This window comes from Streptomyces vilmorinianum (assembly GCF_005517195.1).
GTDB lineage: Bacteria > Actinomycetota > Actinomycetes > Streptomycetales > Streptomycetaceae > Streptomyces > Streptomyces vilmorinianum.
This window is the reverse complement of the sequence record NZ_CP040244.1, coordinates 1259778-1284535: the sequence shown is the minus strand read 5'-3', so window position 1 is coordinate 1284535 and position 24758 is coordinate 1259778. Positions and strand designations below refer to the sequence as shown.

At 71.9% G+C, this 24758-nt stretch carries 22 protein-coding genes; 9 read left to right on the top strand and 13 right to left on the bottom strand.

The annotated features are described in order from the left end of the window. Positions 1–81: 81 nt before the first annotated feature. The 5 genes from mmsA to iolC all read right to left on the bottom strand — a co-directional run bounded on the left by mmsA (position 82) and on the right by iolC (position 6895). Positions 82–1602 carry a CoA-acylating methylmalonate-semialdehyde dehydrogenase gene (mmsA, locus tag FDM97_RS06095; protein ID WP_137989233.1) on the bottom strand — a complete coding sequence of 507 codons (1521 nt, stop codon included), beginning with the start codon at positions 1600–1602 and terminating at the stop codon, positions 82–84. Between the two features lie 14 nt (positions 1603–1616). After that, the gene (gene iolD, locus FDM97_RS06090; RefSeq protein ID WP_137989232.1) at positions 1617–3473 is read right to left on the bottom strand and encodes a 3D-(3,5/4)-trihydroxycyclohexane-1,2-dione acylhydrolase (decyclizing); all 1857 of its coding nucleotides are present in this window, start codon (positions 3471–3473) and stop codon (positions 1617–1619) included. Then, positions 3470–4267 carry a 5-deoxy-glucuronate isomerase gene (iolB, locus tag FDM97_RS06085; protein ID WP_432816278.1) on the bottom strand — a complete coding sequence of 266 codons (798 nt, stop codon included), beginning with the start codon at positions 4265–4267 and terminating at the stop codon, positions 3470–3472. Before iolB ends, iolD begins: the two co-directional genes overlap by 4 nt. 46 nt (positions 4268–4313) lie before the next feature. Further along, positions 4314–5231, bottom strand: a complete 918-nt coding sequence (locus FDM97_RS06080; RefSeq protein ID WP_137994683.1) for a Cgl0159 family (beta/alpha)8-fold protein — start codon at positions 5229–5231, stop codon at positions 4314–4316. Between the two features lie 689 nt (positions 5232–5920). Further along, positions 5921–6895 (bottom strand): 5-dehydro-2-deoxygluconokinase, encoded by a 975-nt coding sequence (iolC, locus tag FDM97_RS06075; RefSeq protein ID WP_137989230.1) that lies wholly within the window; start codon positions 6893–6895, stop codon positions 5921–5923. Positions 6896–7033: 138 nt separating this feature from the next. Here iolC and FDM97_RS06070 point away from each other — a divergent pair, with 138 nt between their 5' ends. From FDM97_RS06070 to FDM97_RS06055, 4 genes are all read left to right on the top strand, one after another. Next, positions 7034–7942, top strand: a complete 909-nt coding sequence (locus FDM97_RS06070) for a sugar phosphate isomerase/epimerase family protein (RefSeq protein ID WP_137989229.1) — start codon at positions 7034–7036, stop codon at positions 7940–7942. A 247-nt stretch (positions 7943–8189) separates the two neighbouring features. Then, the gene (locus tag FDM97_RS06065; RefSeq protein ID WP_137989228.1) at positions 8190–8387 is read left to right on the top strand and encodes a helix-turn-helix transcriptional regulator; all 198 of its coding nucleotides are present in this window, start codon (positions 8190–8192) and stop codon (positions 8385–8387) included. Between the two features lie 105 nt (positions 8388–8492). Continuing rightward, complete coding sequence (locus FDM97_RS06060) at positions 8493–8729, top strand: heavy-metal-associated domain-containing protein (protein WP_137989227.1); 237 nt, start codon at positions 8493–8495, stop codon at positions 8727–8729. Positions 8730–8813: 84 nt separating this feature from the next. After that, the gene (locus FDM97_RS06055; RefSeq protein ID WP_137989226.1) at positions 8814–11027 is read left to right on the top strand and encodes a heavy metal translocating P-type ATPase; all 2214 of its coding nucleotides are present in this window, start codon (positions 8814–8816) and stop codon (positions 11025–11027) included. 393 nt (positions 11028–11420) lie between these two features. On the opposite strand, the gene FDM97_RS06050 is transcribed toward FDM97_RS06055, so the two are convergent. The 3 genes from FDM97_RS06050 to FDM97_RS06040 form a co-directional block, all read right to left on the bottom strand. After that, positions 11421–12710: a citrate synthase gene (locus tag FDM97_RS06050; protein WP_137989225.1), complete on the bottom strand. Its 1290-nt coding sequence runs from the start codon at positions 12708–12710 to the stop codon at positions 11421–11423. 179 nt (positions 12711–12889) lie between these two features. Beyond that, entirely contained in the window at positions 12890–15136 is a 2247-nt protein-coding gene (gene recD2 / locus FDM97_RS06045; RefSeq protein ID WP_137989224.1) for an SF1B family DNA helicase RecD2, read from the bottom strand. A 91-nt stretch (positions 15137–15227) separates the two neighbouring features. Then, entirely contained in the window at positions 15228–15740 is a 513-nt protein-coding gene (locus tag FDM97_RS06040; protein ID WP_137989223.1) for a hypothetical protein, read from the bottom strand. 239 nt (positions 15741–15979) lie between these two features. On the opposite strand from FDM97_RS06040, the gene FDM97_RS06035 reads away from it, so the two are divergent. Both FDM97_RS06035 and FDM97_RS06030 read left to right on the top strand, forming a co-directional pair. Next, positions 15980–16642 carry a hypothetical protein gene (locus tag FDM97_RS06035; RefSeq protein WP_137989222.1) on the top strand — a complete coding sequence of 221 codons (663 nt, stop codon included), beginning with the start codon at positions 15980–15982 and terminating at the stop codon, positions 16640–16642. Positions 16643–16675: 33 nt separating this feature from the next. Continuing rightward, the gene (locus FDM97_RS06030; protein ID WP_137989221.1) at positions 16676–17224 is read left to right on the top strand and encodes a YciI family protein; all 549 of its coding nucleotides are present in this window, start codon (positions 16676–16678) and stop codon (positions 17222–17224) included. A gap of 151 nt (positions 17225–17375) precedes the next feature. On the opposite strand, the gene FDM97_RS06025 is transcribed toward FDM97_RS06030, so the two are convergent. The 3 genes from FDM97_RS06025 to FDM97_RS06015 are packed head-to-tail and all read right to left on the bottom strand — an operon-like array spanning position 17376 to position 20487. Continuing rightward, positions 17376–18182 (bottom strand): sugar phosphate isomerase/epimerase family protein, encoded by an 807-nt coding sequence (locus FDM97_RS06025; protein ID WP_137989220.1) that lies wholly within the window; start codon positions 18180–18182, stop codon positions 17376–17378. Continuing rightward, entirely contained in the window at positions 18179–19339 is a 1161-nt protein-coding gene (locus FDM97_RS06020; RefSeq protein ID WP_137989219.1) for a dihydrodipicolinate synthase family protein, read from the bottom strand. Before FDM97_RS06020 ends, FDM97_RS06025 begins: the two co-directional genes overlap by 4 nt. Next, positions 19336–20487 carry a Gfo/Idh/MocA family protein gene (locus FDM97_RS06015; protein WP_137989218.1) on the bottom strand — a complete coding sequence of 384 codons (1152 nt, stop codon included), beginning with the start codon at positions 20485–20487 and terminating at the stop codon, positions 19336–19338. Before FDM97_RS06015 ends, FDM97_RS06020 begins: the two co-directional genes overlap by 4 nt. A 119-nt stretch (positions 20488–20606) precedes the next feature. On the opposite strand from FDM97_RS06015, the gene FDM97_RS06010 reads away from it, so the two are divergent. After that, on the top strand, positions 20607–21653 hold the full coding sequence (locus FDM97_RS06010; protein WP_137989217.1) for a LacI family DNA-binding transcriptional regulator: 1047 nt from the start codon (positions 20607–20609) through the stop codon (positions 21651–21653). A 41-nt stretch (positions 21654–21694) separates the two neighbouring features. Beyond that, the gene (locus FDM97_RS06005) at positions 21695–22255 is read left to right on the top strand and encodes a Uma2 family endonuclease (protein WP_137989216.1); all 561 of its coding nucleotides are present in this window, start codon (positions 21695–21697) and stop codon (positions 22253–22255) included. Here FDM97_RS06005 and FDM97_RS06000 read toward each other — a convergent pair. Both FDM97_RS06000 and FDM97_RS05995 read right to left on the bottom strand, forming a co-directional pair. After that, on the bottom strand, positions 22252–22800 hold the full coding sequence (locus FDM97_RS06000; protein ID WP_137989215.1) for an AAA family ATPase: 549 nt from the start codon (positions 22798–22800) through the stop codon (positions 22252–22254). The genes FDM97_RS06005 and FDM97_RS06000 overlap by 4 nt on opposite strands. Further along, positions 22775–23707 carry an EamA family transporter gene (locus tag FDM97_RS05995; RefSeq protein WP_137989214.1) on the bottom strand — a complete coding sequence of 311 codons (933 nt, stop codon included), beginning with the start codon at positions 23705–23707 and terminating at the stop codon, positions 22775–22777. Before FDM97_RS05995 ends, FDM97_RS06000 begins: the two co-directional genes overlap by 26 nt. Positions 23708–23806: 99 nt before the next feature. Here FDM97_RS05995 and FDM97_RS05990 point away from each other — a divergent pair, with 99 nt between their 5' ends. After that, on the top strand, positions 23807–24715 hold the full coding sequence (locus FDM97_RS05990) for a LysR family transcriptional regulator (protein WP_137989213.1): 909 nt from the start codon (positions 23807–23809) through the stop codon (positions 24713–24715). Positions 24716–24758: the final 43 nt, after the last annotated feature.

The following is a 24758-nucleotide window of genomic DNA, read 5'->3' as shown; positions in this document are numbered from 1 at the left end:
ACACGTCACAGCACTACTCAGGCCCGTACGGATTGCCGTACGGGCCTGAGACAGCAGGAGCGCTCCGGCGCCGGGCCGGCGTCAGTGGTTGCGCGGGAAGCCCAGGTCCACGCCCGCCGGGGCCTCGGACGGGTCCGGCCAGCGGGTCGTGACGACCTTGCCGCGGGTGTAGAAGTGGACGCCGTCGTTGCCGTAGATGTGGTGGTCGCCGAAGAGCGAGTCCTTCCAGCCACCGAAGGAGTGGTAGCCCACCGGCACCGGGATCGGCACGTTCACGCCGACCATGCCCGCCTCGATCTCCATCTGGAAGCGGCGGGCCGCGCCGCCGTCGCGGGTGAAGATCGCGGTGCCGTTGCCGAACGGCGAGGCGTTGATGAGGGCGACACCCTCCTCGTACGTCTCCGTGCGCAGCACGCACAGCACCGGGCCGAAGATCTCGTCCTGGTACGCCTTCGCCGTCGTCGGCACCCGGTCCAGGAGCGACAGGCCGATCCAGTGGCCGTCCTCGTACCCCTCGACCGTGTAGCCGGTGCCGTCGAGCACGACCTCGCAGCCCTCGTCCGCCGCGCCCTTCACGTACGAGGCGACCTTGTCGCGGTGCACGGCCGTGATCAGCGGGCCCATCTCGGACGTCGGGTCGTTGCCGGGGCCGATCTTGATCTTCTCGGCGCGCTCGCGGATCTTCTCCACCAGCTCGTCGCCGATCGCGCCGACCGCGACGACCGCCGAGATCGCCATGCAGCGCTCACCGGCCGAGCCGTACGCCGCCGAGACCGCCGCGTCCGCCGCCGCGTCCAGGTCGGCGTCCGGCAGCACCAGCATGTGGTTCTTCGCGCCGCCGAGCGCCTGCACGCGCTTGCCCTTGGCAGAGGCCGTGGTGTGGATGTACCGCGCGATCGGCGTCGAGCCGACGAAGGAGATCGCCGAGACGTCCGGGTGCTCCAGGAGCCGGTCCACGGCCACCTTGTCGCCGTGGACGACGTTGAAGACACCGTCCGGCAGACCCGCCTCGGCGAGCAGCTCCGCGATCTTCAGGGACGGCGAGGGGTCCTTCTCGCTCGGCTTGAGGATGAAGGTGTTGCCGCACGCGATGGCGATCGGGAACATCCACATCGGCACCATGGCCGGGAAGTTGAACGGCGTGATGCCCGCCACCACACCCACCGGCTGGCGGATCGCGGCCACGTCCACCCGGTTCGACACCTGGGTGGACAGCTCGCCCTTGAGCTGGGTGGTGATGCCGCAGGCCAGGTCGACGATCTCCAGGCCACGGGCGACCTCGCCCAGCGCGTCCGAGTGCACCTTGCCGTGCTCGGCGGTGATCAGCTCGGCGATCGCGTCGCGGTTGGCGTCGAGCAGCGCGCGGAACTTGAACAGGATCGTGGTGCGCTGCGCCAGCGACGCCGTGCCCCAGGTCAGATACGCGGTCTTCGCCGCGGCCACGGCCGCGTCGACCTCGTCGACCGAGGCGAGCGCCACCCGCGTGGTCACGGCACCGGTGGCCGGGTCGGTGACCGGGCCCCAGTTGCCCGACGTGCCCTCGGCCCGCTCGTAGGGCTTGCCACCGATCCAGTGGTTGACGGTCCTGACGGTCTGCGTCATGACGAACTACTCCTTCAGAGATGGCGGCGTCGGGCGGTGACGTGCCGGTCGTACTCCTCCCGGGCCTCGACCGCCGACGAACGGGTCGAGGTCTCGGCCACGGGCACATCCCACCATGCCTGGGCAGGGGGCGCGCCCGACACTGTGTCTGCCGTTTCGGTCTCGGCATAGACACATGTGGGGACGGTCGACGTCCGCGCCTCGGCGAGGGCTTCTCGCAGGTCACGTACGGTGCGGGCGGTCAGCACCCGCATCCCGAGGGAGGCGGCGTTGGCGGCCAGGTCCACGGGGAGCGGCGCGCCGGTGAACCCCCCGTCCGGCGCCCGGAAGCGGTACGCGGTCCCGTACCGCTCGGCGCCGACGGACTCGGAGAGCCCTCCGATGGAGGCGTACCCGTGGTTCTGCAGGATGACCACCTTGATGGGCAGCCCCTCCTGCACGGCGGTGACGATCTCGGTGGGATTCATCAGATACGTACCGTCGCCGACGAGCGCCCAGACCGGCCGCCCGGGCGCGGCGAGCGCGACGCCGATCGATGCCGGGATCTCGTAGCCCATGCAGGAGTACCCGTATTCGACGTGGTACTGGTCCGAGGACCGGGCCCGCCAGAGCTTGTGCAGATCACCTGGGAGCGAGCCGGCCGCGTTGATCAGGATGTCGCTGGCGTCGACCAGGGTGTCGAGCACACCGAGGACCTGCGGCTGGGTGGGCCGGGCGTCCTCGTCCGGTACGGCGTAGGCGGCGTCGACCTCCTCCTGCCACAGGCCCTTGGAGATGGCCCAGGTCGCCTGCGACCGGTAGCCGTCGAGGGCCTCGGTCAGGGCCGTGACGCCCTCGCGGGCGTCGGCGACGAGCGGCAGCGCGCCCTGCTTGTGGGCGTCGAAGCCGGCGATGTTGAGGTTGACGAACCGGACCTCGGGGCAGGCGAACAGGGTCTGCGAGGCGGTGGTGAAGTCGGTGTAGCGGGTACCGATGCCGATCACGAGATCGGTGCTCCCCGCGAGGGCGTCCGCGGTGGAGGTGCCCGTGTGGCCGACGCCCCCGACGTCGTGGCTGTGGTCGTACGGCAGGACTCCCTTGCCGGCCTGGGTGGAGGCGACCGGGATGCGGGTCCGCTCGGCGAGGGTGCGCAGCGCGTCCTCGGCGCCGCTGTACTTCACCCCGCCGCCCGCGATGATCAGCGGCCGTGCGGAGGCCCGGATCGCCCCTACCGCCGCGTCGAGTTCCGCCTCGTCGGGCCGCGGCCGGCGGACCCGCCAGACCCGCTCGGCGAAGAACTCCTCCGGCCAGTCGTACGCCTCCGCCTGCACGTCCTGCGGCAGCGCGAGCGTGACCGCCCCGGTGTCGACGGGGTCGGTGAGGACCCGCGCGGCGGCGAGGGCGGCCGGGATCAGCGCCTCGGGGCGGGTGATCCGGTCGAAGTACTTCGAAACCGGCCGCAGGCAGTCGTTGACCGACACATCGCCCGCGTACGGCACTTCGAGCTGCTGGAGGACGGGGTCGGCGGGGCGGGTCGCGAAGGTGTCGCCGGGCAGGAGGAGGACGGGGAGGTGGTTGATGGTCGCGAGCGCCGCACCGGTGACGAGGTTGGTGGCGCCGGGGCCGATGGAGGTGGTGACGGCGTGGGCGGAGAGCCGGTTCGACTGACGGGCGTAGCCGACGGCCGCGTGCACCATGGCCTGTTCGTTGCGCCCCTGGTGGTACGGCATCTCCTTGGCGTACTCGACGAGGGCCTGGCCGATCCCGGCGACGTTGCCGTGCCCGAAGATGCCCCAGGTGGCGGCGATGAGCCGTCGGCGCTCGCCGTCGCGTTCGGTGTACTGGGCGGCGAGGAAGCGCACCAGCGCCTGGGCCACGGTCAGCCGCGTCACTTGTATCCCTCCGTGTGGTCGGGGTGGAAGCAGATCTTCCACTCCCGTTCGGGTCCTGGTCCCGCCATGACGTTGAGGTAGTACATGGCGTGGTCCGGCTGGGCGATGGACGGGCCGTGCCAGCCGTCGGGCACGAGGACGGCGTCGCCGGTGCGGACCTCGGCGAGGAGGTCGGCACCGCCGGGCCGGGAGGGGGAGATCCGCTGGTAGCCCAGGCCGCCTCCGGCGATCTCGTAGTAGTAGATCTCCTCCAGCTCGGCCTCGGCGCCGGGGCGGTTCTCGTCGTGCTTGTGGGGCGGGTAGGAGGACCAGTTCCCGCCGGGCGTGACAACCTCGACGGCGATCAGCCGGTCCGCCTCGAAGACGTCCGCCGCGGCGAAGTTCCGTACCTGCCGGGCCTGGTTGCCGCTGCCGCGGGCCTCGACGGGTACCTCCGGCGCGGGGCCGTAGCGAGCGGGGAGTCGTCGCTCGCACTTCGCTCCTGCCAAAGCGAAGCGGCCTCCCGCACCGGAGGCGATCTGGGCTCGGGCGTCGCGGGGCACGTAGGCGAAGTCGGATGCTCCGCCGAACACGCCCTCGCGGCCCAGGAGTTGAAGATTCTCGCCGTCGACGTGCACCGTACAGCCGCCGGTGAGCGGAAGCACGATCCACTCGCTGTCCCCGGTGTCCAGGAGGTGGGTGGCTCCCGGGCCGAGTTCGAGGACGCGCAGTGCGGAGTATCTCCAGCCGGCCCGGTCGGGGTCGACGTGGAGGGCGTACGGCCCGTGGGAGGCGGTCCCGGCGGGCAGGTGCAGGGAGTTGACTGGTTTCACGGTCGGTGCGTACCCCTTCCTACAGCACTCACAGCAGACTCGCCGCCGTATCGACGGCTCCGGCCACATCCCCGTCCGGCGGGTAGAGCAGCGAGCGGCCGACGACCAGGCCGCGGACGGTGGGCAGGCGCAGCGCGCCGCGCCACTTCTCGTACGCGCTCTCCTGGGCGTCGGGGCCGGGGCCGGGGTCTCCGCCGAGCACGACGGCGGGGAGGGTGGTGGTCTCCATGACGCGGGCCATGTCGTCGGGGTGTTCGGTGACCGGGACCTTGAGCCAGGTGTAGGCGGAGGTGCCGCCGAGGCCGGAGGCGACGGCGAGGGAGGTGGTGACGGCCTCGGCGGAGAGGTCGTTGTGGAGCCGCCCCTCGTGGTCGCGGCGGCAGAGGAAGGGCTCGATGAAGACGGGCAGCCGCAGGCCGGCCATCTCGTCGACGGCGCGGGCGGCGGAGTGGAGGGTGGAGAGGGAACCGGGGTCGTCGCGATCGATCCGCAGGAGGAGCTTGCCGGCGTCGAAGCCGAGCCGGGCGAGGTCCTGGGGACGGTGGCCGGTGAAGCGGTCGTCGAGCTCGAACGCGGCTCCGGCGAGGCCGCCGCGGTTCATGGAGCCGACGGCGAGCCGGTCCTCCAGGGCGCCGAGGAGCAGCAGGTCGTCGAGGATGTCGGCGGAGGCGAGGACGCCGTCGACGCCGGGCCGGGACAGGGCGAGGCGGAGCCGGCCGAGCAGGTCGGCGCGGTCGGCCATGGCGTACGGGCGCTCGCCGACGGCCAGCGCGCCACGGGCGGGATGGTCGGCGGCGACGATCAGCAGCCGGTCCCGCTCCTGGAACAACGGCCGCGTCCGCCGCCGGGCCGCGGCCTCGGCGACGGCCTCGGGATGATGCGCCCGCAGCGTGACGAGCCGCTCGACGTCGACGGCCGCGAGGGGCGACGGAGGCGTGACGGCCACGGCCCGCCCGAACCGCCTGCGCGGCGCGGGGTGCGCGACGCGTCGCAGGAGGTCCGCGTCGGCGGAGGACGCGGGGCCGGCGGACTCCGGGCCGGCCTCCGATCCGGCGGCCCGTGACGCCCCGGCAGGGGGCACCGGGACGTTCGACCTGGCGGACGACACCGGGGGCGAGGCCTCCGGGCCACCGGCCGCCGCCGGGCCGCCGGGCTCCGGTCCGGTGGGCGGCGCACCGGTCGGTGCCGGACCACCGGCCGGCACTCGGGCCACGGCTTCTGGCACACCGGCCGGCTCCGGTCCACCGGACGGCACCGGGGCCACGGCCTCCGCCGGGCCAGCGGGCTCCGGGCCGGTGGGCGGCACACCGGCCGGCTCCGGTCCACCGGACGGCACACCGGCCGGCTCCGGTCCACCGGACGGCACACCGGCCGGCTCCGGGCCACCGGACGGCACCGGGGCCACGGCCTCCGCCGGGCCGGTGGGCTCCGGGCCGGTGAGCGGTAGTCGGGATGCTTCGCCGCGCTTCGGCGACGGGGCGGGGGTGTCCGGGGTGGGTGCGGGTCCGGGGTCGGCGGCCCGGTCGGCGGGGCCCGTGGCCGAGGGGGGCGGCGCTGTTCGGTCGTGGACCCTCGGGCCGCCCGCGCGGCGGTGGGCGGCGCGGGTGCGCCAGGTGTCTCCGGGGCGGGCGGCGGTCATGGGGTGCGCTCCGGGATCGTGCCGGTGCCGGCCGCGAGGGCCTGCTCGATCTCGTCGGCGTACGGCATCGCCGGGGAGCAGGCGAGGCGGCCGGCGACGAGGGCGCCCGCCGCGTTGGCCCAGCGGATCGTACGGTCCAGGTCCCAGCCGGCGAGCAGGCCGTGCGCGAGCGCCCCGCCGAACGCGTCGCCCGCGCCGAGGCCGTTGACCACCTCGACCGGCAGCGGCTCGACCTCCGCGCTCTCCCCGTCCGCCGTCATCGCGAGGACCCCCTTGGGGCCCTGCTTGACGACCGCGAGCCGGACCCCGGCGTCCAGGAGCGCGCGGGCCGCCGCGTACGGTTCGCGCTCCCCCGTCGCCACCTCGCACTCCTCCAGGTTCCCGACCGCGACGGTCACATGGCGCAGGGCCTCCCGGTAGAGCGGGCCCGCCTCGGCCGGATCGGGCCAGAGCACCGGCCGCCAGTCCAGGTCGAGGACGGTGAGCCCACCGCTCCTCGCCCCGAGCGCCGCCAGCGTCGCCGCGCGGCTCGGCTCGGCGCTCAGGCCCGTCCCCGTGACCCAGAACGCCCGCGCCGCGCCGATCGCCCCCAGGTCCAGTTCGTGCGGATGGATCTCCAGGTCCGGCGCCTTGGGCTGCCGGTAGAAGTGGATCGGGAAGTCGTCGGGCGGAAAGATCTCGCAGAAGGTGACCGGCGTCGGATACGCCCCGACCTCCGTCACCCACCGGTCGTCGACCCCGAACTCCCTGAGCTCCTCGTGCAGGTACTCCCCGAAGGAGTCCGCCCCGGTCCGGCTCACGAGCGCCGTACGCCGGCCGAGCCGCGCCGCCGCCACGGCCACGTTCGCGGGCGAGCCGCCCAGGAACTTCCCGAAGGTCTCCACCCGGGCGAGCGGTACCCCCACCTGGAGCGGATAGAGGTCCACGCCGAGGCGCCCCATCGTGATCAGGTCGTACGGCTCCGACTCCATACGCGTTACCTCTCGCCCCGGCTCGCCTCGGCCCCGCACCCAGGTCTATCCGCCCGTCCTGAGCCCTGTCAACGCTATGTCCTTACATTCGGACGAGCGTCTTGACGGGCCCTTCCGGGCGCGGCCAAGGTGGCCTTCATGACGAAGCCGTCGCCTCTGTCCCGTATCCGTATCGGCTCCGCCCCCGACTCCTGGGGCGTCTGGTTCGCCGACGATCCCCGGCAGGTCCCCTGGCAGCGCTTCCTCGACGAGGTCGCCGGGGCCGGATACGAGTGGATCGAGCTCGGCCCGTACGGCTACCTGCCCACCGATCCCGCGATCCTGGCCGAGGAGACCGGGCGCCGGGGCCTGCGGGTCTCGGCCGGAACGGTCTTCACCGGCCTGCACCACGGCCCCGCCGTCTGGGACAGGACCTGGGCGCATGTCGCCGACAACGCCGCTCTGGCCCAGGCGATGGGCGCGGAGCACCTGGTGGTCATCCCCTCCTTCTGGCGGGACGACAAGACGGGGGTGGTCCTGGAGGACCGCACGCTCACGGCCGGGCAGTGGCGGCAGCTGACCACCCTGACCGAACGCCTGGGTCACGAGGTCCGGGAGCGCTACGGTCTGCGGATCGTCGTCCATCCGCACGCGGACACCCATGTCGACACCGAGGAGAACGTGGCCCGGTTCCTGGACGCCACGGATCCCGACCTGGTCTCGCTCTGCCTGGACACCGGGCACTACGCCTACTGCGGGGGCGACAGCGTCAAGCTGATCGAGACCTACGGCGAGCGGATCGACTATCTCCATCTCAAGCAGGTCGACCCCGAGATCCTGGCCGGTGTCGTCGCCGACGAGGTGCCGTTCGGGCCGGCCGTGGCACGGGGCGTGATGTGCGAACCGCCCGCCGGGGTGCCGGCCCTGGAGCCGGTCCTGGCGGCGGCGCAGGGCCTGGGGGTGGAGCTCTTCGCCATCGTCGAGCAGGACATGTACCCGTGCGAGCCGGACACGCCGTATCCGATCGCGGTACGCACCCGCCGCTTCCTGCGCTCCTGCGGAGCATAGAGGCGCGGGAGACCCCACCGAGGCGCGCCGATGTGACGATGCGCCACTTAGGTCACATCCGTCCCCCTGTCGTCACACATATCTCCATTACGCGGGCTTTCCGTCACAGCCGATCGACAGCCGCTCTCCTCCCGTCGGGAGGTGTCGTTGCATCGGGCACAGGCTCAGTGATCGCCAGCGCCCGCTCCGCAGCTCCCCCGAACGGCACCCCCGCCGCCGCTGTGAGGCGGGCAGGGAGGTGCCACGCATGACGGACAGAAGGCTCTGGTCGTACAAGGACATTGCCGCTCACATCAGGGTGCAGCCGGACACCGTCCGCTCCTACCGGAAGCACGGACTCCTGCCGCCGCCCGACCACGTCGAGTCGGGGAAGCCCTTCTGGTACTCGGACACGATCCGCGCCTGGGTGGCCAACCGCCCGGGCAACCGGAGCCGCCGGGACTGATCTCCGACCCGGACGCGAAGGAGTGGAATTCATACCCCCTAGGGGTATAACCTGTGCTTCAGTACGACTCTGAACCAGCTCCACCTCTCGAAAGAGGAGACCGTCATGACCGCCGAGACGAAGACCGAACTCACGACCGTGTACCAGGTCAAGGGAATGACCTGCGGCCACTGCGAGGGCGCGGTCTCCAGCGAGATCTCCGAGATCGCCGGGGTCTCCTCGGTCACGGCCGTGGCGGCCACCGGCCACGTCACCGTCGTCTCCGAGGCCCCGCTCGACGAGGAGGCCGTCCGCGCCGCCGTCGACGAGGCCGGCTACGAGCTCGTCGGCCTGGCCGCCTGAGCTCCGCACCGCCCGCCCCACGGCATACCCCCGCAGGGTCGTACCGTTACGACGGTACGGCCCTGCTCCCTTTTGGAACGGCACATGACGAGCACCCCCACCCTCACGGTGACCGAGCTGACGATCGGCGGGATGACCTGCGCCTCCTGCGCGGCCCGCGTCGAGAAGAAGCTCAACCGCATGGACGGCGTGACAGCGACCGTCAACTACGCCACCGCGAAGGCGCGGGTCGAGCACCCGCCGGGCGTCGAGGTCGCCGATCTGATCGCGACGGTCGTCAAGACCGGCTACACGGCCGAGGAACCCCCGCCGCCGGAGCCGGAGCCCGCAGCGGAGGAAGTCCTCGCGGGCGACCCCGAGCTCGCCGCCCTCCGTCAGCGCCTGGCCGTCTCCGCGCTCCTCGCCGCGCCCGTCGTCCTGCTCGCGATGGTCCCGTCCCTCCAGTTCGACGACTGGCAGTGGCTCTCCCTGACCCTCGCCGCCCCGGTCGTCGTCTGGGGCGGACTTCCGTTCCACCGCGCCGCCTGGACGAACCTGCGGCACGGCGCCGCCACCATGGACACGCTCGTCTCGGTCGGCACGCTCGCCGCCTTCGGCTGGTCTCTGTGGGCCCTGTTCCTCGGGGATGCCGCCATGCCCGGCATGCGCCACGGCTTCGATCTCACCGTCTCCCGCGGCGCGGGCGCCTCCGCCATCTATCTGGAGGTCGCGGCCGGCGTCATCACCTTCATCCTCCTCGGCCGCTATCTGGAGGCCCGCGCCAAGCGGAAGGCCGGCGCGGCGCTGCACGCGCTGATGGAGCTGGGCGCCAAGGACGTGGCCGTTCTCCGGGGAGGAACGGAGGTACGGATCGCGGTGGCCGCCCTGCGGGCCGGCGACCTCTTCGTCGTACGCCCCGGGGAGAAGATCGCCACCGACGGCACGGTCGTCGAGGGCGCCTCCGCCGTCGACGCCTCCCTCCTCACCGGCGAGTCCGTCCCGGTCGACGTGACGACCGGCGATCCGGTCAGCGGCGGCTGCGTCAACACGTCCGGCCGGCTGGTCGTCGAGGCGACCCGGGTCGGCGCGGACACCCAGCTGGCCCGGATGGCGAAGCTGGTCGAGGACGCGCAGAACGGCAAGGCCCAGGTGCAGCGCCTCGCCGACCGGATCTCGGCCGTCTTCGTGCCCGTGGTGCTGCTCATCGCGCTCGGCACTCTCGCCGGCTGGCTGCTCGTGACCGGCGACACGACGGCCGCGTTCACCGCCGCCGTCGCCGTCCTGATCATCGCCTGCCCCTGCGCCCTGGGCCTGGCCACCCCGACCGCGCTCATGGTCGGCACCGGCCGCGGCGCGCAGCTCGGCATCCTGATCAAGGGCCCGGAGGTCCTGGAGTCCACCCGCCGCGTCGACACCGTCGTGCTCGACAAGACCGGCACCGTCACCACCGGCCGGATGCGGCTGCAGAAGGTGTACGCGTACGAGGGCGAGGACGAGACCGAGCTGCTGCGCCTCGCGGGCGCCCTGGAACACGCCTCCGAGCACCCGGTCGCCCGGGCGGTCGCGGCGGGCGCCACCGAGAGGGCGGGCGAACTCCCCGTACCGACGTCCTTCGAGAACGTGCCCGGCCTCGGCGTGCGCGGCTCGGTGGACGGCCACCGGGTCCTGGTGGGCCGCGCGGCCCTCCTGGAGGCCGAGGGGATCGAGGTGCCCGGGGTGCCGGAGCCCGGGGCCGTGCAGGTCGCCTGGGACGGGCGGGCCCGCGGGGCGCTCACGGTCGCCGACGCGGTGAAGGAGACCAGCGCGGAGGCGGTCGCCCGGCTGCGCGCCCTCGGTCTGACGCCGGTCCTGCTGACCGGGGACGGCAGCGCGGTGGCGGAGACGGTGGCGGCCGAGGTGGGCATCGACGCGGACAAGGTCTTCGCCGAGGTGCTGCCGCAGGAGAAGGTCGACGTGGTCAGGCGCCTCCAGGCGGAGGGCCGGACGGTGGCGATGGTCGGCGACGGCGTGAACGACGCCGCCGCGCTCGCCACCGCCGACCTGGGGCTCGCGATGGGCACCGGCACGGATGCCGCGATCGAGGCGAGCGATCTGACGCTGGTCCGCGGGGACCTCCGGGTCGCGGCGGACGCCATCCGCCTCTCCCGCCGGACGCTCGCGACGATCAAGGGGAACCTGGGTTGGGCCTTCGGTTACAACTGCGCCGCTCTGCCGCTGGCGGCGGCCGGCCTCCTCAACCCCATGATCGCCGGACTGGCCATGGCATTTTCGTCCGTATTTGTCGTGACAAACAGCCTGCGACTTCGTCGGTTCACGTGAATTCACCTACACGTGACGCACAGGACCTTCACAAAGAGATCTAGATCACAGATATTTGGGGGTAACCATTCGGGCTGTTGGCGAGTCTAAGTGGGCGATGCCGAGAACGTCTTGGGGGACGTTCATGGGATGTCTTGGGGGACGTCCCAGGCAAGCGTTGCGCCGGGGCACGTGCACCGGGGAGCTTTGAGCGGCCCTCCCGTACGTACCCCGGCAGACCGCGCTGACCCGCGTAGCTTCTGCTGAACCCGGCAGACGCCCGGCCCGGATCCCGTGGGGGGAATCCGCACCGGGGATATGGGAAGCGCCCCGCTAGCCGACCCGTGGGGGGATCGGAAGCGGGGCGCTTTTCGTTCGGTGCGGCGGCGACCCGGAAGGCCGGTGACCCTCGGGTCAGCGGGCCTCGACCGGGACGAAGTCGCGCAGGATCTCGCCCGTGTAGATCTGGCGCGGGCGGCCGATGCGGGAGCCCGGCTCCTTGATCATCTCGTGCCACTGGGCGATCCAGCCCGGAAGGCGGCCGAGCGCGAAGAGCACGGTGAACATCTCGGTCGGGAAGCCCATCGCGCGGTAGATAAGACCCGTGTAGAAGTCCACGTTCGGGTACAGGTTGCGCGAGACGAAGTAGTCGTCGGAGAGCGCGTGCTCCTCCAGCTTGAGCGCGATGTCCAGCAGCTCGTCGGACTTGCCGAGGGCCGAGAGGACGTCGTGCGCGGCAGCCTTGATGATCTTCGCGCGCGGGTCGAAGGACTTGTACACCCGGTGGCCGAAGCCCATCAGGCGGACGCCGTCCTCCTTGTTCTTCACCTTGCGGATGAAGGAGTCGACATCGCCGCCGTTGGCCTGGATGCCCTCGAGCATCTCCAGGACCGACTGGTTGGCGCCACCGTGCAGGGGGCCCCACAGGGCGGAGATGCCGGCGGAGATCGAGGCGAACATGTTCGCCTGGCTCGAACCGACCAGACGCACGGTGGACGTCGAGCAGTTCTGCTCGTGGTCCGCGTGCAGGATCAGCAGCTTGTCGAGCGCGGAGACCACGACCGGGTCCAGCTCGTACTCCTGGGCCGGGACCGAGAAGGTCATGCGCAGGAAGTTCTCGACGTACCCGAGGTCGTTGCGCGGGTAGACGAAGGGGTGGCCGATCGACTTCTTGTACGCGTACGCCGCGATCGTCGGCAGCTTGGCGAGCAGCCGGATCGTGGAGAGGTGGCGCTGCTTCTCGTCGAACGGGTTGTGGCTGTCCTGGTAGAAGGTGGACAGCGCCGAGACCACGGAAGACAGCATCGCCATCGGGTGGGCGTCGCGCGGGAAGCCCTGGAAGAAGCGCTTGACGTCCTCGTGCAGCAGCGTGTGCTGGGTGATCTCATTCTGGAAGGCCGCCAGCTCGTCGGCCTTGGGAAGCTCACCGTTGATCAGCAGGGAGGCCACCTCAAGGAAGGTGGACTGCTCCGCCAGCTGCTCGATGGGGTAGCCGCGGTACCGCAGAATGCCCTGCTCACCGTCGAGGTAGGTGATCGCGGATTTATAGGCGGCGGTGTTGCCGTATCCGCTGTCCAGGGTGACCAGACCGGTCTGGGCTCGGAGCTTCCCGATGTCGAAGCCCTTGTCACCGACGGTGCTCTCAACCACCGGGTAGGTGTATTCACCGTCCGCGTACCGCAGTACTACAGAGTTGTCGCTCACGTCATCCCTCACCGACGTAGTGCCTCTTCTTCGAGGTGCCCTGACTGTCTCTACCATCCCCCATTTGGCTCAGGAGAGTGCACTCGGGGTCGACCATTGGGCCATTTGGCGGCACTCAGTGCCGCCAACCTGCTCATCTTGCCCCCTTCGCCCCGCTTGGGGAAGTCGGGGGTGCTCTTTCACACGACTGCCGACAGCCGGTGGGCCAGCGCGGTGAAGCGTCTGCCCGCGGAAACCGTGCGGACGGCCTGGCCGATCGCCTTCCGCGAACCGACCAGGACGACCAGCTTCTTCGCCCGGGTGACGGCCGTGTAGAGCAGATTCCGCTGGAGCATCATCCAGGCGCTGGTGGTGACGGGGATCACGACCGCCGGGTACTCGCTGCCCTGGGAACGGTGGATGGTCACAGCGTAGGCATGGGCCAGCTCGTCCAGCTCGTCGAAGTCGTACGGCACCTCCTCGTCCTCGTCGGTCCGCACGGTCAGCCGCTGCTCGACGGTGTCGAGCGAGGTCACGACGCCGACCGTGCCGTTGAAGACGCCGTTGGCGCCCTTCTCGTAGTTGTTGCGGATCTGGGTGACCTTGTCGCCGACGCGGAAGACGCGGCCGCCGAACCTCTTCTCGGGGAGGTCGGGGCGGGCGGGGGTGACGGCCTGCTGGAGGAGCCCGTTGAGCACGCCGGCGCCTGCCGGGCCCCGGTGCATGGGCGCCAGGACCTGCACGTCCCTGCGCGGATCGAGGCCGAACCTGGCGGGGATCCGCCGCGCCGCGACCTCGACGGCGACCCGGGCGGCGTCCTCCGTCTCGTCCTGCGCGAAGAGGAAGAAGTCAGGCAGGCCGGTCGTGACGGGCGGCAGCCCGGCGTTGATGCGGTGGGCGTTGGTGACCACCCCGGACTGCTGCGCCTGGCGGAAGATCCGGGTCAGCCGGACGGCCGGCACCGGGCTGTCCGGGGCCAGCAGATCGCCGAGCACCTCGCCCGCGCCGACCGAGGGCAGCTGGTCCACGTCCCCCACGAGGAGGAGGTGGGCACCGGGTGCCACCGCCTTGACCAGCTTGTTGGCGAGCAGCAGATCGAGCATGGACGCCTCGTCCACGACGACCAGGTCGGCGTCGAGCGGCCGGTCCCGGTCGTAGGCCGCGTCCCCGCCGGGCTTGAGCTCCAGGAGCCGGTGGACGGTCGACGCCTCGGCACCCGTCAGCTCGGCGAGACGCTTGGCGGCCCGGCCCGTGGGCGCGGCGAGGACGACCTTGGCCCGCTTGGCCCGGGCCAGCTCGACGATCGAGCGGACGGTGAAGGACTTCCCGCACCCCGGCCCGCCGGTCAGCACGGCGACCTTGCGCGTGAGCGCGAGCCGCACGGCCTCCTCCTGCTCGGGGGCGAGGGAGGCCCCGGTGCGCTCGGCGAGCCAGGCAAGGGCCTTGTCCCAGGCGACGTCCTGGAAGGCCGGCAAGCGGTCCTCGGGGGTGCGCAGGAGTCTGCCGACCTGCCCGGCGAGGGAGAGCTCGGCGCGGTGGAACGGCACCAGGTAGACGGCCGTGACCGGCTGTCCCTCGGGCCCGGGCACCGACTCCCGTACGACCCCTTCGGGATCCTCGGCCAGCGCGGCGAGACAGTCGATGACCAGGCCCGTGTCGACCTGGAGCAGCTTGACGGCGTCGGCGATCAGCTTCTCCTCGGGCAGGAAGCAGTGCCCCTGGTCGGTGGACTGCGACAGGGCGTACTGCAGCCCCGCCTTGACCCGGTCGGGGCTGTCGTGCGGGATGCCGACGGCCTGCGCGATCCTGTCGGCGGTGAGGAAGCCGATGCCCCAGACGTCGGCGGCCAGCCGGTAGGGCTGGTTCCTGACGACGGAGATGGAGGCGTCGCCGTACTTCTTGTAGATCCGCACGGCGATGGAGGTGGAGACGCCGACGCCCTGGAGGAAGACCATCACCTCCTTGATCGCCTTCTGCTCCTCCCAGGCGGTCCCGATCAGCCTCGTCCGCTTGGGCCCGAGCCCGGGGACCTCGATGAGCCGCTTGGGCTCCTGCTCGATGACGTCGAGGGTGTCGGTCCCGAAGTGCTCGACGATCCGCTCGGCGATCTTCGGGCCGATGCCCTTGATGAGCCCGGAGCCGAGGTAGCGGCGTATGCCCTGGATCGTGGCCGGCAGGACGGTCGTGTAGTTCTCGACCGTGAACTGCTTTCCGTACTGCGGATGGGAGCCCCAACGCCCCTCCATCCGCAGCGACTCGCCCGGCTGGGCACCGAGCAGCGCCCCGACGACCGTGAGGAGATCACCGGCACCGCGCCCGGTGTCGACGCGCGCGACGGTGTAGCCGCTCTCCTCGTTGGCGTACGTGATCCGCTCGAGCACCCCTTCGACCACCGCCTGCCGCGGCGCCCCCTGCCCCTGTGCCTGTGCCTGACCCTGGTTGGACATGGCCCGAAGGTAGCGAAGGCCTCGGACAACGCGCGGAGCCTGTGGACAACCCCTCACGGCAGGGGGCGTGGACGCGCTGCCTCGCATCCGGTCAGCGAGGCGATCGTGTCCGGTGCCGCTTCGCGTACGACCAGGTCACCACGGTCATCAGGGCAGGGATGGCGAACAGCGGGGCGAAGACGACGGCCCAGACGGTCTGTGCCGTACCGCTCGACATGTACGACTGACTCTCGACGGTGAAGGCGACCACGACCTGCCACAGCGCCACCAGGACCAGGACGCCCGAGGCGGTCCAGGAAAGCGCGGCGAGGGCCCGGGGCCGCAGCGGGCGCCACCGGTCGCTGACGAGCAGCAGCGGGAACAGGGCGGCCGACTCGGCGAGGACGGACAGGCCGACGACGTATGCGATGCCCCAGCCCGGGATGTCGAAGACGTCACGCAGCACCTGGTCGCTGTAGCCCACGTAGACACCGGATGCCATCGCGATGCGCCACAGGCCGGACGGGACCGCGCACAGCGCGATGGCGTGGGCGGCGCGGCGAGCCCAGACGGGCGCGGATGCCGCGGAGGGGAGAGGAGCGTTCGCTGTCGTCATGACGTACATGCTGGTCCTGGGCACGGCGGCCGCGCGTCGCCTGCCAGGACGGGCCGCCTCCGCCGTGCGGGGGAGGGCGCACGCTCCGCGGGAGGACCCGAACAGGCCAGGTTGTGCGACGACGGCCGGCGGGCCCGGCCGGCGAGGCCGGGCGGCGAGGCCGGGCGGCGAGGCCGGGCGGCCTCGGTTCGATAACGGCTTCTCAGCGGTGGTCGTTCACATGAAGTGAACCGTTGCATAGTCTCCATGTGCATGTGAGGGTCCGTCTGTCCGACCGGCTTCTCGGCGCCTCCCCGCGCGAGGGCAACCGTCCGCTGTGGCTGGTGACCGAGGCCCTCGTCGTGTCCTGCGTGGGCACGGCGATCGTCGTCTGCGCGGGCCTCCTCGCCGTTCTCTCCGGGTTCTCCGCGTACCTGTCGACCGCCGCCGTCACCGTCGGCGTGGCCGCCGTGGTCCTGTACCTGCTGATCACCCGCGCCGGTCACCTCCTGGTCGCCGGGGTCGCGGTGCTCGGGGCCCTGCTCGCCTCCTACGGTCCGGGAGCCGCGACGGAGGTGTGGCTCAGCGGTGTGGGGCGGACCCAGGACGTGGTGGTGACGCTCGTGGCGTACGAGCCCGTGCCGAGCGGCGCGCGCGGCGGTCCGGCGTACTACTGCTCGGTGCGGCGCCAGGACGGCTCGCCCGTCGAGACCCGTCTGTGGCGGGGCTGCGGGCCCTCGGTGGCGCCGGGCGACATGCTCGGCATGCTCTACGACCCGGCGGGACGCGTGCCGCCACGCGGTGTGGAGGGGCATCAGGAGCTGCTCCGGAGCGTGGGCCGCACGGTGCCGCTGCTGCTGGCGTTCGCCGTGCTCTGCTTCGTCGCCGTCGTACGTTCCTACCGCGTACCTTCCGCCCTGTCCTCCGGATGAGGCAGCTCGACCGAGACCCGCCAGACTGTCGGCATGGAGTTCTTCTGCTACCACCGCGACCGGCCCGGCTCCCTGGCGCTGCGTGACGAACTGCTGGAGGAGCACTGGTCCTACATGGACCGGTACGCGAAGGAGATGATCGCCCGCGGCCCGACGCTCACCGGCGACCGCGAAACGCCCACGGGCAGCGTGCACATCCTCGACCTGCCGGATCCCGCCACCGCCCACGCGTTCGCCTTCGGCGAGCCGGGCTACCAGGCAGGCGTGTACCGCGACGTGATGCTGCGCCGGTGGCGCAACACGCTGGGCCGCACGATGTGGGACTTCCCCGGCGGCCGCACCGGCGGCAACCGCTACCTGGTGCTGGGCCTCGGCGCGGGGCAGGCCGCCGACCTGGCCCCGCCGCCCGCCCAGGACGAGTTGATCGCGTACGGCCCCCTGCTGTCCGACGACGGCGCCACCTGGCTGGGCACGGCGGCGCTGCTGCGGGCACCGGACCCGGAGACCGCCCGTGCCGTCCTGGCCCCGGACCGGTACGCCGGCATCGAGGTTCACGACTGGCAGTTCGGCGGGCGGGGGTAAGGCGGGGCCGGACCGGTCCTCCCGGGAGCGCAGCAAGTCGTCCAGCCCGCCTCCCGCGTCGAGCAGGCCCGCCAGGCCGGCGGCCGCCGCCGTCGTCGTCGTGAAGAAGACGGGGTGGCCGCCGGCGACAGTGGGCCGTGGGCCCCCGGCCTCACACCGCCAGGTACCTCCGCAGGGTCTCCTCCAGGACCTCCACGCCGTCCCGCGCCCACAGTTCGTCGTTGAAGAGCTCCACCTCGATCGGGCCCGTGTACCCCGCCTCCGCGACGCGCTCGCACCAGGCCCGCAGGTCGATCGAGCCGTCGCCCAACTGGCCCCGGCCGTTGAGGACTCCGGCCGGCAGGGGTGTGGTCCAGTCCGCCAGCTGGAAGGAGTGGATACGGTCCGTGGCCCCCGCACGCGCCACCGCCGCGGGTGCCCGGTCGTCCCACCAGAGGTGGTACGTGTCGACGACCACGCCGACCTGCGAGGACGGGAAGTGCTCGGCGATCTCCAGCGCCTGGTCCAGGGTGGAGACCGCGCAGCGGTCCGCCGCGTACATCGGGTGCAGCGGCTCGATCGCCAGGCGGACGCCCCGCTCCCCCGCGTACGGGGCGAGTTCGGCGATCGAGTCGGTGATCCGGGCGCGGGCGGCCGTCAGGTCCTTGCCGCCGGGAGGCAGGCCTCCGGAGACCAGGACCAGGGTGTCGGTGCCGAGGGTGGCCGCCTCGTCGATCGCCGCGCGGTTGGAGCCGAGCCAGGAGTCCGTGGTGAAGAAGCCGCCCCGGCACAGCGTCGTGACGGCAAGACCCGCGTCCCGTACGAGCTTGGCGGCGGCCTCGACCCCGTACTCCCGCACCGGTTCGCGCCACAGGCCGATGCCCGGGACGCCGAGCCGTACGCACTGCTCCACCAGGTCGGGCAGGGGCAGCTGCTTCACCGTCATCTGGTTGATGCTGAAGCGCGAGAGAGGGCTCATTGCGGGACTCCGTGGACCGTCAGCAGGGATTTCATCCGGGACTCCGCCAGCTCCGGGTCCGGGAACAGGCCCAGCCCGTCGGCCAGTTCGTACGCCCGCGCGAGGTGCGGGAGCGAGCGCGCCGACTGCAGGCCGCCGACCATCGTGAAGTGGTCCTGGTGGCCCGCCAGCCAGGCGAGGAGGACGACGCCCGTCTTGTAGAAGCGCGTCGGCGCCTGGAAGAGGTGGCGGGACAGCTCCACCGTCGGGTCGAGGACCTTGCGGAAGCCCTCGGTGTCGCCCGTGTCGAGGGTGCGGACCGCCTCCGCCGCCAGCGGAGCCAGCGGGTCGAAGATGCCGAGCAGCGCGTGGCTGAAGCCCTGCTCGTCGCCCGCGATCAGCTCGGGGTAGTGGAAGTCGTCGCCCGTGTAGCAGCGCACGCCCTCCGGCAGGCGGCGGCGCAGGTCGATCTCGCGCTGGGCGTCGAGGAGGGAGATCTTGATGCCGTCGACCTTGTCCGGGTGGGTCGCGATGACCTCCAGGAAGGTGTCGGTCGCGAGGTCGAGATCGGCCGAGCCCCAGTAGCCCTCCAGCGCCGGGTCGAACATCGGGCCCAGCCAGTGCAGGATCACCGGCTCGGACGCCTGCCGCAGCAGATGCGTGTACGTGTCCAGGTAGTCCTCCGGGTCCTCGGCGGCGGCCGCGAGCGCGCGCGAGGCCATGAGGATGGCCTGGGAGCCCGTCTCCTCGACGAGGGCGAGCTGCTCCTCGTACGCCTCGCGGACCGTCACGAGATCGGCGGGGCCCGTGAGTTGGTCGGTGCCGACGCCGCAGGCGATCAGGCCGCCGACGGACTTGGCCTCGGCCGCCGAGCGGCGGATCAGCTCGGCCGCGCCCGCCCAGTCGAGGCCCATCCCGCGCTGGGCGGTGTCCATGGCCTCCGCGACGCCGAGGCCGTGGGACCACAGGTGGCGGCGGAAGGCGAGGGTGGCGTCCCAGTCGACGGCGGCCGGCGAATCGGGGGTGGTGTCGGCGTACGGGTCGGCGACGACGTGGGCGGCGGAGAAGACCGTACGGGAGGTAAGGCCGGCGTTCTCGAAGACGCCGCGGACCTGGGCGGGGCGCGGGGTGTACTCCCGTACGCCGCCGCCGGGGCCGTCGGGAAGGGTGAGGGTCACAGCGTGATCTCCGGGACCTCCAGGCGGCGGCCCTCCGCCGACGACCTCAGGCCCAGCTCGGCGAGCTGCACACCGCGCGCGCCCGCCAGCAGGTCCCACTGGTACGGCTCGTCGAGCACCACATGCTTCAGGAAGAGCTCCCACTGCGCCTTGAAGCCGTTGTCGAACGCGGCGTTGTCCGGGACGTCCTGCCACTGCTCGCGGAAGGGCTCGGTGGCCGGGATGTCCGGGTTCCAGACGGGCTTGGGGGTGGCCGAGCGGTGCTGGACGCGGCAGTCGCGCAGGCCCGCGACGGCGGAGCCGTGGGTGCCGTCGACCTGGAACTCCACCAGTTCGCCGCGGTTGACGCGGACCGCCCAGGAGGAGTTGATCTGGGCGACCGCGCCGCCCTCCAGCTGGAAGATGCCGTACGCGGCGTCGTCGGCGGTCGCCTCGTAGGGCTTGCCGTGCTCGTCCCAGCGCTGCGGGATGTGCGTGGCGACCTGCGCGGTGACGGACGTGACCCGGCCGAAGAGCTCGTGGAGCACGTACTCCCAGTGCGGGAACATGTCGACGACGATGCCGCCGCCGTCCTCGGAGCGGTAGTTCCAGCTGGGGCGCTGGGCGTCCTGCCAGTCGCCCTCGAAGACCCAGTAGCCGAACTCCCCTCGTACGGAGAGGATCCGGCCGAAGAAGCCGCCGTCGATCAGGCGCTTCAGCTTGAGCAGGCCCGGCAGGAAGATCTTGTCCTGGACGACGCCGTGCTTGACGCCCGCGTCCCGGGCGAGCCGGGCGAGGCCGAGGGCGCCTTCGAGATCGGCCGCCGTCGGCTTCTCGGTGTAGATGTGCTTGCCGGCGGCGACGGCCTTGCGGATCGCCTCGACGCGGGCGGAGGTGACCTGGGCGTCGAAGTAGATGTCGACGGTCTCGTCCGCGAGGACGGCGTCGAGATCGGTGGACCACTCGGTGAGACCGTGGCGCTCGGCGAGGGCGCGCAGGGCGTGCTCGCGGCGACCGACGAGGACGGGCTCGGGCCAGAGCGTCTCGCCGTTGCCGAGGTCGAGTCCGCCCTGCTCGCGCAGGGCGAGGATCGAGCGGACGAGGTGCTGCCGGTGGCCCATGCGTCCGGTGACGCCGTTCATGGCGATACGCACTGTCCTGCGTGTCACGAAGGTCCTCCACATTCACGGGAAGAAAGCGCTTTCTACGACGAGAGACGCTAGCCTGCCGACAACGCGCCGGACAAGGGGTCCGGCAGACTCTCCCCGACTCTCCCCGGAGGTACGCGATGACCGTCACGCTGGCGGATGTGGCCGCGCGTGCCCAGGTCTCCCCCGCCACCGTCTCGCGCGTCCTGAACGGCAACTACCCGGTCGCCGCCTCGACCCGGGAGCGGGTGCTGCGGGCGGTGGACGAGCTGGACTACGTACTGAACGGGCCCGCGAGCTCGCTCGCCGCGGCCACCTCCGACCTGGTCGGCATCCTCGTCAACGACATCGCCGACCCCTTCTTCGGGATCATGGCGGGTGCGGCGCAGAGCGCCATCGGGGAGGGCGCGTCGGGGCGGGCGGGCGGCGAGAAGCTGGCCGTCGTCTGCAACACGGGCGGCTCACCGGAGCGCGAGCTCACCTACCTCACCCTGCTCCAGCGCCAGCGGGCCGCGGCCGTCATCCTGACCGGCGGATCGCTCGAGGACCCCGAGCACATGGCGGCGGTGGCGGCGAAGCTGGCGAAACTGTCGGACGCCGGGACGCGGGTCGTGCTGTGCGGGCGGCCGCCGGTGGCGGGCGACGCGAGCGTCGCGGCGCTCACCTTCGACAACCGCTCGGGGGCGCGGCGGCTCACCGAGCACCTGCTGGAGCTCGGGCACCGGCGGATCGGTTACGTGGCGGGGCCGGCGGACCGGACGACGACCCGGCACCGCCTGGAGGGCCACCGGGAGGCGATGGCGGCGGCGGGGCTGCCCGAGGGGCCGACGGTCCACGGGACGTACGACCGGGCCTCCGGCTACGACGCGACGCTCGAACTCCTGCGCCGGGAGCCGTCGTTGACGGCGATCGTGGCGTCGAACGACACGGTCGCGCTGGGCGCGTGCGCGGCGCTGCGCGAGCGGGGGCTGAGCATCCCAGGGGACGTCTCGGTGGCGGGCTTCGACGACCTGCCGTTCTCGGTCGACGCGGTGCCGGCGCTGACGACCGTACGTCTGCCGCTGCAGGAGGCGGGGGCGCGGGCCGGCCGGCTCGCGATGGGGACGGAGGAGGCGCCCGCGGGGGGCGTGTCGACGATCCCGGCGGAGCTGCTGGTACGGGACTCGACGGCACGGCCGCGGGGGTGAGTGACCGCTATCGCAGGAAGTAACGGGATACGGAGGAGCGCATGACGACCATAGTGATGGACGTTGAGAGTGCCTGGGACGCGCTGGACGGCGTCAACCTGCCCGGCGGATACCGCGTCGAGATCACGGACGGAAAGATCATCATGACGCCCCGGGGCGAGAGCCAGTGGAAGGTCATCCTCAGGGCTGCGCCCCAGATCGAGCAGCAGCTCGCCGGTCATGGCGACATCCTCTCGGACGTCATGATCGACTTCCCGTCGAGCCTGTACGGATACGCGCCCGACATGGCGATCGTCGCACCCGGCTCCGAGCGCAATGTTCGCGGCCGCTTCGAGTGGCACAGCTTGGAGGTCGTCCTGGAGGTCGCCTCGAAGAGCACGCAGGACAACGACTTCACCAAGAAGTTCCGGATGTACGCCGAGTGCAGCATCCCGGTCTACGTGATCATCGACCCCTCCGACAACACCTGCACCATCCACAGCCGCCCCACCCGCACCGGGACCTACGAAGAGCAGGAGCAGATCCCCTTCGGTGAGGACCTGGTCCTGCCGCTCGAAGGGCGCGAGATCGTCGTCAAGACGGACGGCTTCCCGCGCTCCTAGACCTCCAGCCCCGTCGCGCCCAGTACCGCGTCCACCGTTTCCTCCACCGACAGCTCCGCGTTGTCGATCCAGATGCCGTCGGCAGACAGTTCCTCCCGCATCGCCGTGTCCAGCGGCGCCCAGTTCGTCGTCAGGCGCTTGTCGCGGGCGTTGTTGCGCTCCCATGCCTTGTCCGGGCCGGGGGCCAGGAAGACGGTGTGGAAGGGGCGGGCCTTGAGGGACGTGCGGTAGAAGTCGAGGTGGCTGCGGCGGACCACCACGTCGTCGATCACCGGCAGGAACCCGGCCGAGGTGAAGCTGTCCGCCAGCAGGCACGCGTTGCGGGCGCGCAGGAAGATCTGGCGGTCGGCCTCGGGGTCGCCGTCCGGGGTCGGCCAGTGGCAGCCGCTGACGATCAGTGACTGGAGACCGTCGACCTCGATGTGCGCGGAGCTCGCGAACCGGGCCGCGAGGGCCGCCGCGACGGTCGACTTCCCGCTGCCGGGGATGCCGCTGAGGAGGACGACCCCGGGCGCGGGGTCACGGTCGACGGGAACCAGTTCCATGATCCAGAACCCTAACCCGCCCCACCCGGACCTCAGTAGTCCCGCCCGGCGGGCGGGCCGGGGCGAAGGAGGCCAGGGCCACTCCCCCGACGAGCAGCGCCGCCGCGCACCAGCGCGGGCCGCTGACGCCCTCGCCGAGGAAGAGGGCCGCCGCGGACATCCCGAAGACCGGGACGAGGAGCGAGAACGGGGCCACCGAGGACGCCGGGTGGCGGCGCAGCAGCCAGCCCCAGGCGCCGAAGCCGAAGACGGTGGTGATCCAGGCGACGTAGACGATGACGCCGACGCCGGTCCAGTCGAGTCCGCGCAGCGCTTCGAGGTCCCGCTCGGGCCCTTCCAGGACGAGCGAGAGGGCGAGCAGCGGCAGTACGGGCACGGCGCTCACCCACACCATGAAGTTGAGCGCGTCGGGCGGGGACGCCTTGCGGGTCAGGACGTTGGAGACACCCCAGCAGGCCGCGGCGGCGATCAGGAGGGCGAAGCCGGCCAGGGGGCCCGACGCACCCTCGTCGACCGCCGCGACCCCGATGCCCGCGAGGGCGACCGCCATGCCCAGGAGCTTCACGCGGCCCGGCCGTTCCCCGAGCGCGAGGTAGGCGAACAGGGCCGTGAAGACCGCCTGGACCTGCAGGACCAACGAGGAGAGCCCGGCAGGCGCGCCCAGGTCCATCCCCGTGAAGAGCAGCCCGAACTTCGCGACGCCCAGCACGAGCCCCACCCCCACGATCGCCTTCCAGGCGACCTTGGGGCGGCCGACGAGGAAGACGGCGGGGAGGGCGGCGGCGAGGAAGCGGAGGGCGGAGAAGAGCAGCGGCGGGAAGTGGTCGAGGCCGATCTCGATGACGACGAAGTTGACTCCCCATACGGCGGCGACGAGCACGGCCAGGGCGATGTGGGACGGGCGCATATGAGAGAGCGTCACCCACCACAACCGTGTAGCACCAGCACGGATTCCTTCATGGTTGGATGAAGCAACGCTTCATCCAACCGCCCACAGGAGCCTCCCATGCTCGATCTCGGACGCCTGCGGGCCCTGCACGCCGTCGCCGTCCACGGCACGGTGGGCGCCGCGGCCGCCGCGCTCGGCTACACCCCGTCCGCCGTCTCCCAGCAGATCGCCAAGCTGGAGCGGGAGACCCGCACGACCCTGCTCGAACGCCAGGGCCGCGGGGTGCGGCTCACCGACGAGGCCCGGCAACTGGCCGACACCGCCGAGAAGTTGCTGTCGATCGTCGAGGAGGCGGAGGTACGTCTCGAAGAGCGGCGCGGGGTGCCCGCCGGGCGCCTGTCGATCGGCTGCTTCGCCAGCGCCGCGCGCGGTCTCATGCCGCGGGTCCTCGCCGAACTGGCGGTCCGCCACCCCTCCCTCGACGCCCGCCTCACGGAGGTCGACCCGCACCTCTCGATCGACCTCGTCTCGCGCGGCGTGATCGACCTCGCCGTGGCCCACGACTGGGACATCGCGCCGATGCCGGCCCCGCCGGGCGTGGAGCAGGCCGTGATCGGCGACGACCTGTGCGACGTACTCGTACCGCGCGGCCATCCGCTGGCGGCGCGGGCGTCGGTGCGGCGCGAGGAGCTGGCGGACGAGCGGTGGATCACGCAGCCGCCGGGGACCGTGTGCCACGACTGGCTGATGCGGACCCTGCGGGCCACCGGGTACGAGCCGCGGATCGTCCACCTGGCGGAGGAGAACCACACGCAGGTCGCCCTGGTCGCGGCGGGTCTCGGGATCGCGATGGTGCCGCGGCTCGGGCGCGGGGCCCTGCCGCCCGAGGTGACCCCGGTCCGGCTGGACCCGATGCCGATGCGCCGGCTGCACGCCCTGTGGCGTACGGGCGCCGCCCGCCGCCCCGCGATCAGGGAGGCGGTCCGCACGCTCCAGGAGCTGTGGCCCTCGGTGTCGGCGACGTGAGCGACTGATTCCTGTTCAGGTTCTTGACCTGGCAGTTACTTTC